Source organism: Paragemmobacter kunshanensis, from assembly GCF_011059185.1.
GTDB lineage: Bacteria > Pseudomonadota > Alphaproteobacteria > Rhodobacterales > Rhodobacteraceae > Paragemmobacter > Paragemmobacter kunshanensis.
Map to the genome: position 1 here is coordinate 125,297 of NZ_JAALFE010000009.1, position 13,292 is coordinate 138,588.

Annotated in this window: 10 protein-coding genes; 7 read left to right on the forward strand and 3 right to left on the reverse strand. The window is 64.8% G+C overall.

Annotated features, from left to right (window positions below):
• Nucleotides 1-7: 7 nt before the first annotated feature.
• The 5 genes from G5V65_RS10955 (at nt 8) to G5V65_RS10975 (ending at nt 4,113) form a co-directional block, all read left to right on the forward strand.
• Complete coding sequence (locus G5V65_RS10955; protein ID WP_165049925.1) at nt 8-1,357, forward strand: amidase; 1,350 nt, start codon at nt 8-10, stop codon at nt 1,355-1,357.
• Nucleotides 1,358-1,424: 67 nt separating this feature from the next.
• The gene (locus G5V65_RS10960; protein WP_165049927.1) at nt 1,425-2,327 is read left to right on the forward strand and encodes a polysaccharide deacetylase family protein; all 903 of its coding nucleotides are present in this window, start codon (nt 1,425-1,427) and stop codon (nt 2,325-2,327) included.
• A gap of 52 nt (nt 2,328-2,379) precedes the next feature.
• Nucleotides 2,380-2,673 (forward strand): hypothetical protein, encoded by a 294-nt coding sequence (locus G5V65_RS10965; protein ID WP_165049929.1) that lies wholly within the window; start codon nt 2,380-2,382, stop codon nt 2,671-2,673.
• Nucleotides 2,666-3,664: a CobW family GTP-binding protein gene (locus G5V65_RS10970; protein WP_165049930.1), complete on the forward strand. Its 999-nt coding sequence runs from the start codon at nt 2,666-2,668 to the stop codon at nt 3,662-3,664. The genes G5V65_RS10965 and G5V65_RS10970 overlap by 8 nt, the downstream gene beginning before the upstream one ends.
• Entirely contained in the window at nt 3,664-4,113 is a 450-nt protein-coding gene (locus G5V65_RS10975) for a GNAT family N-acetyltransferase (protein WP_206526765.1), read from the forward strand. The genes G5V65_RS10970 and G5V65_RS10975 overlap by 1 nt, the downstream gene beginning before the upstream one ends.
• On the opposite strand, the gene G5V65_RS22665 is transcribed toward G5V65_RS10975, so the two are convergent.
• The 3 genes from G5V65_RS22665 to G5V65_RS10990 form a co-directional block, all read right to left on the reverse strand.
• Nucleotides 4,110-4,778 (reverse strand): nuclear transport factor 2 family protein, encoded by a 669-nt coding sequence (locus tag G5V65_RS22665; RefSeq protein WP_165049932.1) that lies wholly within the window; start codon nt 4,776-4,778, stop codon nt 4,110-4,112. The genes G5V65_RS10975 and G5V65_RS22665 overlap by 4 nt on opposite strands.
• A 13-nt stretch (nt 4,779-4,791) precedes the next feature.
• Complete coding sequence (locus G5V65_RS10985; protein WP_165049935.1) at nt 4,792-5,337, reverse strand: GNAT family N-acetyltransferase; 546 nt, start codon at nt 5,335-5,337, stop codon at nt 4,792-4,794.
• A 142-nt stretch (nt 5,338-5,479) separates the two neighbouring features.
• Nucleotides 5,480-6,373 (reverse strand): LytTR family DNA-binding domain-containing protein, encoded by an 894-nt coding sequence (locus tag G5V65_RS10990; protein WP_165049937.1) that lies wholly within the window; start codon nt 6,371-6,373, stop codon nt 5,480-5,482.
• Nucleotides 6,374-7,349: 976 nt separating this feature from the next.
• Here G5V65_RS10990 and G5V65_RS10995 point away from each other — a divergent pair.
• Both G5V65_RS10995 and G5V65_RS11000 read left to right on the forward strand, forming a co-directional pair.
• A complete protein-coding gene (locus tag G5V65_RS10995) occupies nt 7,350-11,051 on the forward strand; it encodes a calcium-binding protein (protein ID WP_165049939.1) in 3,702 nt (1,233 codons plus the stop codon).
• Nucleotides 11,052-11,372: 321 nt separating this feature from the next.
• Complete coding sequence (locus tag G5V65_RS11000; protein ID WP_241250534.1) at nt 11,373-13,205, forward strand: ATP-binding response regulator; 1,833 nt, start codon at nt 11,373-11,375, stop codon at nt 13,203-13,205.
• The last annotated feature ends 87 nt before the right edge of the window (nt 13,206-13,292 follow it).

Consider the following 13,292-nt stretch of genomic DNA (forward strand, 5'->3'; position numbering starts at 1 on the left):
GCAGACCATGATCGGGCAGACGGCAAAGACACTCGCAGAGGACATGCGGGCGGGGCGGCGCGATCCGCTTGATCTGGTGGTCGAAGTGTTCGACCGGATCGCAGCCCATGACGATGGGGCGCTGTTCATCCGCCAGACCCGGGAACGGGCCGAGGCCGAGGCGCGGGCCGCGCGGGAGCGGCTTCGGGCAGGTAATCCGGCGAGCCTTCTGGACGGCGTTCCACTGGCCTGGAAGGACCTGTTCGATCTGAAGGGCACGGTGACGACGGCCGGATCGGAGGTGCTGCGCGGGGCGGCAACTGCGGGGCAGGACGCGGACTTGGTTCGGGCAGGGATGCGTGCAGGGCTGGTCACGGTGGGGACCGTGAACATGACGGAATTCGCCTATTCCGGCATCGGCCTGAACCCGCATCACGGCACGCCGCGCAATCCGCGCGACAAGGCGGTGCATCGCTCGCCGGGCGGATCTTCGTCAGGCAGCGGGGCGGTGGTGGCGGCAGGGATCGTGCCTTTGTCCATCGGCACGGATACCGGCGGGTCGATCCGGATACCGGCGGCGTTCAACGGGGTGGTGGGATACAAGACTTCGACCGGCCATCACCCGATGGGGGGGGTGTTTCCCCTGTCGCGGACGCTGGATACGCTGGGGCCGCTGGCGCATACCGTCGAGGATTGCGTGCTGGTCGATGCGGCCCTGCGCGGTTTGGCCCAGCCCGAGGTGGCGGCCGTCGGTCCGGCGCGCCTTGATTTCGTGATCCCGGATGCGGTGATGTTCGATGATCTCGACGCCCCGGTTGCGACGGCCTTCGAGGCGACGCTGGCACGGATCGCGGCGACCGGCGCGCGGGTGCGGCGGATCGCGCTGCCCCAGCTGCGCGAGACGGTCGAAGTGATCGCGCGGCTTGGTCCCCTTGCCAGTGCCGAGGCGCTGGATGTCCATTGGGACCGGCTGAATGGCCCGGACGAGGCACGGATGGACCCGCGCGTGGTGCGACGCATCCGCATGGCCGACCGGATGACGGCGGTCGATCTGATCCGGCTGCATGACCATCGCCGGCGGCTGATCGCCGAGGTGGATGCGGTGCTGGGCGATGCCTTGTTGATCTGTCCGACGACGCCCAGCGTGGCAATGCCCGTCGCGCCGCTGGAGGCGGATGTGGAGGTCTTCTTCCACCACAATTTCCGCACGCTTCGCCATACGGCGCTGGGGAATTTCCTGGATTGGTGCGGGTTGGCGATTCCGAATGGCGCGGATGGCGACGGGATGCCGACCAGCCTGATGGTCTGCGGGCGGCATGGGCGCGACGCGGCCCTGCTGGCGGCGGGATTGGCGTTGGAACGGGTGATACGCGGCTGAGGCCGCGCGACGGAACGAAGGGGCGGAATGGACCGCCCCGCAACACTGGCGACAGGAGGAAAGACGGATGGCGAAGAAGATCATGTGTGCCTTCGGCACCGACATCGACTCGGTAGCGGGCTGGATCGGGTCCTATGGCGGGGGCGACAGCCCCTCGGACATCCAGCGCGGCATCTTTGCGACCGAGGTGGGCGTGCCGCGTCTGCTGCGGTTGTTCAAGAAGTATGACCTGAAGACATCGTTCTTCATTCCGGGCCATTCGCTTGAGACCTTCACCAAGGAAATGGAGATGATCGTCAAGGATGGTCACGAGGTGGGGGCGCATGGCTACCTCCACGAGAACCCCATCGCGATGACGCCAACGCAGGAAGAGGATGTGCTGGTCAAGTCGATCGAGCTGATCAAGAACCTGACCGGAGCGGCGCCGCGCGGCTATGTGGCACCCTGGTGGGAGATGTCGAATTCGACGGCGGCGCTGCTGCTCAAGCATGGCTTCACCTATGATCACAGCCAGGGCTATCGCGACTTCCAGCCCTTCTATGCGCGCGTGGGCGACAGCTGGAACACCATCGACTATTCCAAGTCGGCCAAGGACTGGATGCATCCGCTGAAGCATGGAACGGAGATCGACCTCGTCGATATCGCGGCCAACTGGTATGTGGATGACCTGCCGCCGATGATGTTCATGAAGAAGTCGCCCAACAGCCACGGCTTCGTGAACCCGCGCGACATCGAGGAGCTTTGGCGCGATCAATTCGACTGGGTCTATCGGGAGATGGACTATGCCGTGTTCGCATTCACCATCCACCCGGATGTGGCGGGACGTCCGCAGGTTTTGCTGATGCTGGAGCGGCTGATCGAATACATCAGCAAGCATTCGGGCGTGGAATGGGCGACCTTCGAGGATATCGCCAACGACTTCCGCAAGCGCTATCCTTTTGCCTCCGGCAAGCGGCCCGAAGTGATCTGAAGCAGGGCGGCGGGGGGCTTCGGTCCCCCGTTTCCCGAGGGGAGGGACAGCGATGTGCAATGCCTGCGGCAATCCGGCGGCACCCGGCCACTGGACCGAGGCGGGGGCAGCCTCTGCGGGAGACAGGCTGCGTGCGCGGTTTCACAGGGCGGCGCTGCTGCAGTCTGTCTTGCGCCCCTATGGGCTGACGGCCCATGATGGTGGTGTCGTCCCGGGTATCCAGATCGGCACGCTGACGGGCGCGCAGGCCATCGTTCACAATCTGGAAGAAGTCTGGGCCGAGGTGGAACGGCTGGCTGGTCAGGCGGTTGATCCGCTGGATCCGCGGTATCTGGGTGATGACTGACACGCGTCTGCGCCTGGTGATCCTGGGCGGGTATCTGGGATCGGGAAAGACGACATGGCTGCGCCATCAGTTGCATGTCGGGGCCTTCGGGCTGCGCGTGCATGTCGTTGTGAACGAAGCCGCGGAAGTGCCGGTGGATGATGCCCTGCTCGCCGGGGCGGATGGAATGACGCTCTTGTCGGGGGGGTGCTGCTGCTGTGCGGGACGCGACGAGATGATCGACGCGCTGCGGCGCTTGTGCGACCTGCGCAGTCGCAAGTCCGCCGTGGAGGTGCGGCTAGAGCGCATCGTTCTGGAAACGAGTGGCCTGGCTGATCCGGGCGCGATCGTGGCCGCGATCCAGGCAGACCCGGTGCTGGTGAACCATATCGTGGTGGACGAGACGATCGTGGCGGTCGATGCGCTGCATGCGCTGGCGCAGCTTGCGACAGAGCCGCTGGGGCGCCGACAGGTGGAGGCTGCGGATCGTCTGGTCCTGACCAAGACCGATGCCTGCGATCCTGCCGCGCTGGCCTGTCTTCGGGCGACGCTGGCTGTCTTGAACGGCCATGCCACGGTATCGGCCGCAGTGCTGGGTGAAGACGTGGCGTTGCCGCCGCTTCCAGAGGATGCGCGGCCTGCGGCACTGATCGCCCTGGCGGAGGAGGACGGGCGCGGCCCCATCACGCCCACCCAGGTTGCCATCCCCGAGGGAATGGACTGGTCGGCCTTCACGCTGTGGTTGTCGGCCCTGCTGCATGCGCGGGGGAATGATCTGGTGCGGGTCAAGGGCGTTGTGCGGACACCTGCCGGGAGGCTGTTGTTGCAGACCGTGCGCAAGGTGGTTCAGTCGCCAGAGATCCTGCCAGAGCAAGGGGACATGCGCCGTGATGACGTCATCGTCTTCATCGGGCGCGGCTATCGGCCCGAGGATCTGGGCCGGTCACTGCGCCGTTTCCTGGGGCTGCCTGCGGCGGCCCCTTCAGCCATGGCCCTGGAAGGAAGCCCCTGATGACCGCCTGTACCATCCGCCCTGTGCGCCCCGAGGATCGCGCCGACTGGTCCCGTCTCTGGACCGGTTATCTGGACTATTACAAGACCAGCGTGCCGGAAGCCGTCTACGACACCACCTTTGCACGGCTTTTGGGGGATGACCCGCAGGACTTCAACGGGTTGATTGCCGAGGTGGACGGTCGAGCCGTGGGGCTGGTGCACTACCTGTTCCACCGCCATTGCTGGAAGATCGAGAATGTCTGCTATCTGCAGGATCTCTACGCTGATCCTTCGGTGCGCGGGCAGGGTGTGGGGCGGGCGCTGATCGAGGCGGTCTATGCCGCTGCCGATGCCAACGGGACGCCCGCCGTCTACTGGCTGACGCAGGACTTCAACGAGACGGCGCGCAAGCTCTATGACCGGATCGCGCAGGTGACGCCCTTCATCCGCTACAACCGCAAGCTCTAGGCGTTGCGGTTCTTGCGGTAGCTGTCCTTGAGCGCGATCAGGTCGCCGTCGAAGCGGAAGATGTCGCAGCCCTGGACATCGACCGTGGTGCCGTTGCGATCCGTGCCGATGAAACGCCATTCGGACAGGCCGGTATCGCCCATGACGTGGTGACCGTCGGCTGTCCATGCGGCCCGCGGGAACATGTCGAACATCGCAGCATAGGAGGCGCGCACGGCCGCCGCACCGATGAAGCGACGGCCTTCGGAATCCGGTCCGGCCGAAGCGTGGAAGGCGCATTCGGCGGCCATGCAGGACATCAGCGCTTCGACATCGCGCGCGTTCCATGCGGCCATGAAGCGGATCAGTGTATCACGGCGGCGATGGGCCAGGGCATCGGTGACGGCCTCCACCTCGAGGAAGGCGAGCGGTGCGGGACCTGCATTGGTGACGTTGTGATGCACGCCTTCGCGGCGGGAATAGGGGATCCCCTGGGTCAACTGCGCCTGCCGGGTTGTCCCGCCCGGTTCCTCGAGCCCGAGCGTGCCATCTGTCAGAGGCACGATGACGTAGTCATGGGCGTGGACATGCCAGCCGGTTTCGGCCCCCGGCGGGAAGCGCCATTCCGTGACCTTGAAGCGGTCATCGTCGATATGGACGACGGGTTCAGCGGTTGGTCTGGTCATCGGCGGTTTCCTTTCAGGGTGTGTTGACCTGCGGAAGGTCGGCGGGCGCAGGATGGCGCCAGATTTCCATCGGGCCGAGGCGTTCGTGCTGGAAGAGGCCCTCAAGACGGCAGCCGAGCCTTTGGGCCAGGCGGATGGAGCGGTCATTTGCCGGGTCGATCAGGCTGACTGCAGTGGTCCAGCCGAGGATCTCATAGGCATGCCTACGGGCCGCGATGGCGGCTTCTTGCGCGATGCCGCGGCCTTCGGCATGGCCCATCAGGACCCATCCCACCTCGGGCTCCATCCAGCCTTCGGGATACCACAGGCCAACATGGCCGCAGAATTGCCCGGTCGCCCGGGTTTCGACCGCCCAGAACCCGTAGCCGCGCAGCGCCCAATGGCCCAGATGCGTTGCCATGGCGCGCCAGGCCAGTTCGCCCGTCAGGGGGCCGCCGATGAAGCGGGACCGTTCCGTAGAATAGAAGGCGGCGAAGGCGGGGAAATCCTCCTGACGATATTCGCGCAGCAGGAGGTTTTCCGTGACGAGACGCGGAATCGTTGCATGGAAGGGTTGCATCGCGAGTTTCCTGAAGAGGTCGTTGCAACTTATCGGGCCGGTGCCGAATTTTGTAAAGGTTTCAGGCCCGTGAGGGCTGTCGTGCATCCGGATTCCCGGATGGCGGGGCGCGCGCGTGGCGGGCAGGGGGGCCGTGCCGCGGTCAGGCGGCCGCAGTGTCGGGGGCGGTGAGCTGTTCGGGGCGGGTTTCTTCCAGCCAGTCGCGGATCATCGGCACGGAGGCGCGGCTGATGGCGTGGGTGGTGCCGTCGCGATCGGTGATCTGGGGTTGGCCGCGATGGAAGGTGAGGGCGACCACCTCATCCTTGCGGATCCAGAGCGAGCGATGGCAGAGCCAGCCGGTTTCGGCGGGGATCAGCGATGCCGCATCGCGCAGCGACAGGCGCAGCAGGGCAGAGCCTGCATCGGTGACCACCTCGATATACTGGTTGGCGGCATGGATGCGGCGGATGCGGCCGCGCTTTTCGGGCGGGAGTTTCAGCAGGAGCGGCACCTGCACGCTGACATTCGACCACCAGAGCGGGACGAGTTCGGGGATATAGCCCAGCCTTTCGCGCAGGGCCGGACCCGAGGCATAGACGGCGACCAGTGTCGAGGGCAGGGTGAAGGCGGCCTGCCGCAGGATGCGCGTCCAGTTCCAATCCGCGCCCGCGACGAAGAGAACGGTCAGGACCTGCGACAGCAGGACCGCCACGACCCACAGCCCGGCGATCACGATCACGACGGCACTGCCCAGCCGCAGGAACAGCCAGAGCGCGCGGCCGAGCATGAGCCACATGAAGCCCCAGAAGGCCAGCACCTTGGCCATGGTCAGAAGGTGGCTTGCGAATTCCGGGACACCGAGCGCGGTATATTCGGGCTTGATGGATCCCGTCAGCAGCATGGTCAGCGGCAGGGCATAGCCATAGAGCGTGACCGGGTTGACCATATAGGCACGCCCGGCGGCGATGAAATCCGCGCGCGGCCGGAAATTTGCCTGCACCATGCGGCGGGTTTCGGGCGCGCCCCAAAGCCAGTCGACCAGCCGTTTGAACATGAGGCACCCTTTACACAGACACAGACTCAACCAGCGGGATAAGCGATGCCCCGGCGCACATCCGCGGGCAGGCAAGCCGCCAGCGGGAAGGTGCCAGAGCGGTGCGAGGCGCGCAATGACATTCGCACCAAAAATGATGACGCTCACAATTACCAAATTATTTCAAATGCTTGCGATGCGCTGGATCGGCCTGCCAAAGCCTTCGTTTCGTTGACAGATTTGAGGGCGGCCCTGTAATTTCCGACCAATTGGAAAAGAAAGCCGGCGGTCTGTGCGCGGGCGGTCCTGCCAGAAGGCAGGGGCTGCCCAGACGAAAACAAATCCCCGAAAGCCGAAGGACAAACCCCCGCCCTGCGTCGTGCGATGCAGGGCCAGAAAGATATGTGACCTGAGAAAGAGCAGACCAGAACACGCCCGTCTGACCGCCACTTTTCCGATCCCGGCACCGGCCAAGAAGGCCGGGCCGGACCATGAAACCAGTTAAACCCTGCACGAGTGACCCATGACCCCGTTTACCCCGACTTTCCCCACGATGCCGACCACGAACAGCACTGGCACCCCGATCGAGAACCTGAACAGCAGCGTGACCATCGAGGCGTCAAATCGCGGAACGCCCACGCTTCTCGATGGCGACATCACATTGCCGAGTGCCTTCTCCATCGTGGCGCCGATGCTTTCGTCCGCGACGATCAGGATTTCCGGTCTAGACCTATTGGATAAAGTGACGGTTGACAGCGGAGTCCCCACTGGCTGGCGCCCCGGAACAGGCAACGGGCTGCTGGCTCCGGCGTCATTGGGAAGCACCTCTGCATCATTCGTTTACGTCCCTGGAGGAATCACTTTCACCATCCTATCCCATGGTTCCATTGTATCGGCGATTGAAACGCTGCTCGAATCGCTGCGGTTCAGCACCCAGGATGCAAACGTCTCAGGGTCCCGGACGCTCAATATCTTTGTTGATACCGACGGGTTCGATATGTCGGGGACGGTCGGCGTCACCCTTGCTGCCGCGCCGGTGCCGGTACAGATCGAAGGACTGGACGACCTGACCATCCCCTTCGAGACGCGGTTTGTCCGCAACCTGATCGACGGCGACATCACCCTGCCCGCGAATATGGTCAAAGACCTTGACGAAGGGATGTGGTCGCTGAATGGCCTGGTGCTGTCGATCACCGGCCTGCAGTTCGGCGACGCCATCCGTTTGGCCGCAGGGTCGGGGTTCACCTTCGCCTACGGGCCTTCGGGTGTGAAACTGGACGGACAGGCTTTTGCCACGGCATCCGGCAACACCAGCAGCGCCACCTTCACCTTCACGACGAACGTCACGGCAGCGCAACTGGAACAATTTCTTGAGGCGCTGACCTTCCAGGCTGGCCCCGCCAACCCGGCCCAGACCAGCCGCACGCTGAGCTATTCCCTGAACTCGCCAACGCCGCTGACGGGGTCCGTGGCCCTTACACTGGAGGCACCGCTGGCCGATAACCAGATCCAGGATCTGGACAACCAGACTGTGTCATTCACGGACAACGCCGTCCGCCTCGACAGCGCGATCACGCTGTCGGACGCGTTCATCGAGGCCTATTCCAGCGCCGGTTCGCTGAACAACAGCACGATTTCCGTCACCGGATGGACCGGTATGACCGCACCGATCCGGTTTGCGAGCGACACGGGCGTTTCGGTCGAAGTCGTGTTCGAGACGTTTCATAAGATCTTTGTCGACGGGGTCTGGATGGGGTCTTACAACCCCTTCGGCGGGACGATCGGCCTTACTGAAAACGCAACCGCCGCAACCGTCGAAACACTGATCGAAGCGATTTCGATCAATCCGCAGCTTACCTCCGAGGCGCCCAGCCGCACCTTCACCGTGGCGGTCGTTACCCCGACCCTGCCGCAGCACGGGACGGTGACCGTCACCGGGGCGACGGTGCTGCTGAACGATCTGCGCCAGACGCTGGATGTCAGCTATCTTGATGCCTCGGGCAGGGGCGTCTATTTCGACACCGACGTGACCCTTTCCGGCGACGGCCCGTGGAGCAACGGCCAGCTTCAGGTGACGGGGCTTTTTGCGGGTGACAATCTCGAAGTCATTCCGCGCGAGGGCGTGGTCAGCTTCGGTTTCAATCATGAGACCGGGGCGGTCGTCGTGGTGCGAAACCAGAGCCTGATCGAAGTCGCCAATGTCACCGCCCGCACCGATACGGGACTGACCTTTACATTCAACGGCAACACAACGCGGGCGGATATCGAGACGCTGATCGAGAACCTGTTCTTCTACACGGAAACCTCGGGCACGCGGAACATTCAGATCACCGTGTCGGACCAGAGCGGGGCGAAGACCACCGGGTCGATCGCCCTGAATGTGGGTTATATCCCGACGCTGACCGACATGGTCGATACGCTGGACCTGACGGCGGAAGAGGCGGCGGCGGGGACGCTGCTGGATGCCGATGTGACCTTCAAGGGCAGTGAGAGCTTTGACGGTGGCGGCATCAGCATCAGCGGTGCGGTGGATGGGGACAGCATCACATTGCGCACGGGCGATGGGTCGCCCATCAGCCTTGAGGCCACGGAAGAAGGAACGAGTATCCTGATCGGGAACCGGACGGTCGGGGTCTTGTACGGCGACGAAGCCGGGCTTCAGATCGCCACGAATGACGGCGCGACCGCCGCGGATATCGAGGCGATCCTTGAAAACCTCGTGTTCCGCACGACCGGGACGGGTGCGACGCGGGACTTCACCATCCAGATTACCGACCGGAACGGCGATTTCGACAAGCAGGTCATCACGGTGAACCTGCTGCCGGCGGGCGCGAAGGAACTGGCCTATCAGATCTTCACCGTCGACAACGGAACGCTGTTGCCCATCCAAGGGCTCAGCGGCACGACCGGCGACCTGAACCCCGCCGATCTGTTCGGCCCCTTGCCCCCGCCGAATATGTTCGTCGTTGAATATTCCGGCCTGCTGAGCGTGGGGACGGTGGGCTTTGGCGAACGTTCCTACATCTATTATGAGGGTGCGAGCCCCGACACCGTCTTCTATGTGAACGGGGTCTATTACACGGCGGAGGGGCCGCAGGGGCGGATCGAGCTGGACCTTCCGCCCGGTCTGCACAAGATCACGCTGATGCTGCCCTATGAGACGAACAATGGGACGATTGTCACCAAGCCGCCGACGCTGACCTTCGGGACGGGGCTGGGAAGCGCTCCTGTCGAGGAGATCAACCCGACGCCGCTGTTCGACAGCGTCCGGACGATGCCGGACAGCCTGCACAAGGTGACGGTGACATCGTCCATTACAAACGACCTCGGCACAAGCGAGCAGACGCATGTCTTCTATGTCACCTCGCTGGATGACATTTCGGCGCTGCTTATCGAGCTGAAACAGATGATCAACCCGCCGCCCGGCGTGACTTTCACGCAGACCTATACCACGGTCACCGAAACCGCGGGCGGCACCGGGGCGGATACGCTGGTCGGGACGGTGGGGAATGACCTGCTGGAAGGCGGGGCGGGCGATGATGTGCTCATGGGCAGCCCGGGGGCCGATACGATGGACGGCGGGGCGGGTGTCGATGCCGTTTCCTATCAGCGATCCGGTGTCGGCGTGGTAGTCGATCTGACCAGGGGCATCGGTCTGGGCGGCGATGCCGAGGGCGATGTGCTGCGCAACATCGAGGTGGTGACCGGATCGGGCCATGCCGACCGTCTGATCGGTTCGGCCGGGAATGACACGCTGCGGGGCCTTGCCGGCCATGACACGCTGATGGGCCGGGCGGGCGATGATGTGCTTTCCGGCGGCGATGGCGGTGACCTTCTGGAAGGCGGCGCCGGCAACGATCTGATGCGCGGCGGCTTTGGCGGGGACGGGCTTTATGGCGGCGACGGCGTGGACAGCCTTTACGGCGAGTCCGGCAATGACACGCTGGGCGGCTTCAACGGCGATGACAAGATGTTCGGCGGTGCCGGGGACGATCTTCTGAGGGCGGGCGAGGGCAATGACGCCCTGCACGGCGACGAAGGTGCGGACCAGCTGTTCGGCGGTGACGGCGACGACCGGCTGATGGGCGGCGCGGGCGCGGATATGCTGGATGGCGGGACCGGGTTCAACTGGGCCTCTTATGCCAGGTCGGTTGCCGGGGTGACCGTGGATCTGTTCAAAGGTGTGGGCCAGGGTGGCGAGGCAGAAGGCGACGTCCTGCTGAACATCCGCGGGGTGAACGGGTCGGCGCATGACGATCATCTGACCGGGACTGCACGGCGCGATCTGCTGAACGGCGCGGCTGGCAACGACACGCTGAACGGCGGGGGCGGGGCGGACAGCCTGTTCGGCGGGGCAGGGGATGACCTTGTGACCGGCGGGGACGGGCATGACCGGCTGAACGGCGGCGCGGGGAATGACGTGCTGACCGGCGGTGCCGGGGATGACGTCTTTGTCTTCCAGACCGGCTTCGGCGCGGACCAGATCACGGATCTGTCAGAGGGTGACGGCATCCTGTTGCAGAAAGAACAATGGGGATCCTCGGGCGTCGGCAATGTGGCAGACCTGCTGGAGAACCGTGGCTATCAGTTTGACGGCTATGTCGAATTGCGGCTGACCGCGACGGATGTCCTGCGGATCGACGGTGTGACGCTGGTGGATCTGCGGTCCAATCCGGATTACTTCCTGATCGTGCAGTGAAGGGGCAGGGCACGCGCCCTGTGGCGCGTGCCTTTGGCGCAAATCGGCCCCGGCGACGGCATGTCGCCGGGGCCTTTCCATTGGACCTGCCCGCCCGAGACCCTGGCGCGGGGCATCGGCGGGCATCAGCGTGAGGGCCGCCCGGGTCTCGGACGGGGGAGCCTTGCCGGTATCCGCATCAGCACAAGAGCGGGACGCGGCGGTTCCGGCCGAGATGGCACGGGACTTGCCCTGTTCGATGTGAGAGACTTTTGCGGCTGGACATGTCGGATCTGTCGGTTCGAGACTGTCGGCGCGGGGCGCAAGGGGAAAAGGGTGACGATGGCGACTTCCGTGGATATCCGGATCCTCGTGGCCGTTGCCTGCATCCTGCTGATCTTCGCGCTGGGCCTTGTCGCCTTTCTGCGGGGGGCCTGGACAGACCGGTTCCGCATGGCGGCCAATTTCTTTGCGGGCAGCCTTGCAGCACTTCTGGTTTCCGCGCTGGGCGTCTTCCTGTCGCAGGATGCGCCATTCGTCCTCAGTGCCGTGCTGATCATTTCGGGGGCGCATTTCGGCATCGTCTTCGGCTGCCTTTCCCTGCACGAGGCGCTTGGGTCGCGCCCGCGCATCGGGGCGGTGATCGGCCTTGCCGGGGCTGTATGCATGGGCCAGGCGCTGCTGGCCGCGATCTTTCACAGCGCCCATCTTCTTATCCTGACCACATCGGTGGTGAATGCCATCCTCAGCCTTGCCGCGGCGGGCAGCTTCTGGTCGTTGCCGCCGGGGACATCGCGCCGGAACCGGCTGCTGGCATCGGCGCCCTACTTCCTGATCGCCTGTGCCTATGGGGCGCGGCTGTTGATGCTGCTGGCGGCCGAACCGGAGCAATGGTTCGTGCTGGCCTCGTCGATCATCGCCTTCGTGCTGGCCTCGGCCTCGCTTTACCTGGGCTTTGCCCTGATCATCCTGCGCGAAAGCGCGCTGAGCGATGCGCTGCGGCGCGCGCGGGCCGAGAGCGAGCAGATCCTGCAGCAACGCACCCGTCTTTTTTCGCAGATGAACCACGAATTGCGCACGCCCCTGAACGGGATCGTCGGGCTTACCCGTGTCCTGTCCGGCCAGGTGGTGGATGAGAAGGGCGCAAGGACCGTGCGGGACCTTCAGGCATCCGCGGCGCTGCTGAAGACGGTGGTGGACGATGTGCTTGATTTTGCGAAGCTCGACAGTGGGGCGCTGGTTCTGGAGACGGTCGATTTCAACCTGCCCGATCTGGTGGAGGGGATCGCCTCGCAATATCGCGCGCTGGCGGCGGAAAAGGCGGTGGCCGTTCGGGTTGAGGCCGTCGCGGATCTGATGGCCTGGCGCAGGGGGGATCCCATGCGGTTGCGGCAGATCCTGCACAATATCCTTGCCAATTCCGTGAAGTTCACCGCGGCGGGCGAGATCGCCATCGCGATGGAGGTCCCGGGCGGCGATCTGATCCGGCTGCGCGTTTCGGATACGGGCATCGGAATGACCGAAGAGCAGCTTGGCCTGCTTTTCGAGCCGTTCCGCCAGGCCACGGCCAGCACGGCCCGGCAGTTCGGCGGAACCGGGCTGGGGATGAGCATCGTCAAGATGCTGGTCGAGGCGCTGGGCGGACAGATCGGGGTGCAGAGCGCGCCGGGGGCGGGCACGACGGTGGAGATCGTGCTTCCCCTGGCCGGGGCCGAAGCGCCAGAGCCGCCGGAGGCGGCGCTTCCCGCCCCGGCTGCCGATCATGCCCTGCCCGGGGATCTGCGCGTCCTTTGCGCCGATGACGACGAGATAAACCGGCTGGTGCTGCAAGCCTTCCTTGTCGAACTCGGGGTTTCGCCGGTGATGGCCGCGAGCGGCGCCGAGGCGATCACGCTGGGGCGGGAGGGACGGTTCGACCTTTACCTGATCGACATCAACATGCCGGAGATGGGCGGGGTCGAGACCCTGGCCGCCCTGCGCCGGATCGACGGGGCCCGGCCCGGAAGGCCGCCCCTTGCGGTGGCCGTCACCGCAAATGTCATGGCCGACGATATCCAGAGCTATCTGGAGGCGGGATTTGACGTGCATCTGCCCAAGCCCATCGTCTTTGAAGACCTGTGCGATCTTCTCCGGCAGGCGCGGCCGGGTGCCGGGGCAGAAGGCCGATCCGGCTGAACTGCTGCTCCTGGCCCCAAAATTCGGCCCCGCCGCCTGAGGGAGGCAAGATCGCCACAGGCAAGCCGGATCGCCTGCCTTGCACAT

What these genes read in the sequence shown, in the direction of transcription:
- G5V65_RS10985 (WP_165049935.1), bottom strand. Translation starts at nt 5,337, where the DNA reads ATGCAACCCTTCCATGCAACGATTCCGCGTCTCGTCACGGAAAACCTC.
- G5V65_RS10955 (WP_165049925.1), top strand. Translation starts at nt 8, where the DNA reads ATGATCGGGCAGACGGCAAAGACACTCGCAGAGGACATGCGGGCGGGG.
- G5V65_RS11000 (WP_241250534.1), top strand. Translation starts at nt 11,373, where the DNA reads ATGGCGACTTCCGTGGATATCCGGATCCTCGTGGCCGTTGCCTGCATC.
- G5V65_RS10965 (WP_165049929.1), top strand. Translation starts at nt 2,380, where the DNA reads ATGTGCAATGCCTGCGGCAATCCGGCGGCACCCGGCCACTGGACCGAG.
- G5V65_RS10990 (WP_165049937.1), bottom strand. Translation starts at nt 6,373, where the DNA reads ATGTTCAAACGGCTGGTCGACTGGCTTTGGGGCGCGCCCGAAACCCGC.
- G5V65_RS10970 (WP_165049930.1), top strand. Translation starts at nt 2,666, where the DNA reads ATGACTGACACGCGTCTGCGCCTGGTGATCCTGGGCGGGTATCTGGGA.
- G5V65_RS10960 (WP_165049927.1), top strand. Translation starts at nt 1,425, where the DNA reads ATGGCGAAGAAGATCATGTGTGCCTTCGGCACCGACATCGACTCGGTA.
- G5V65_RS10995 (WP_165049939.1), top strand. Translation starts at nt 7,350, where the DNA reads ATGTCGGGGACGGTCGGCGTCACCCTTGCTGCCGCGCCGGTGCCGGTA.
- G5V65_RS10975 (WP_206526765.1), top strand. Translation starts at nt 3,664, where the DNA reads ATGACCGCCTGTACCATCCGCCCTGTGCGCCCCGAGGATCGCGCCGAC.
- G5V65_RS22665 (WP_165049932.1), bottom strand. Translation starts at nt 4,778, where the DNA reads ATGACCAGACCAACCGCTGAACCCGTCGTCCATATCGACGATGACCGC.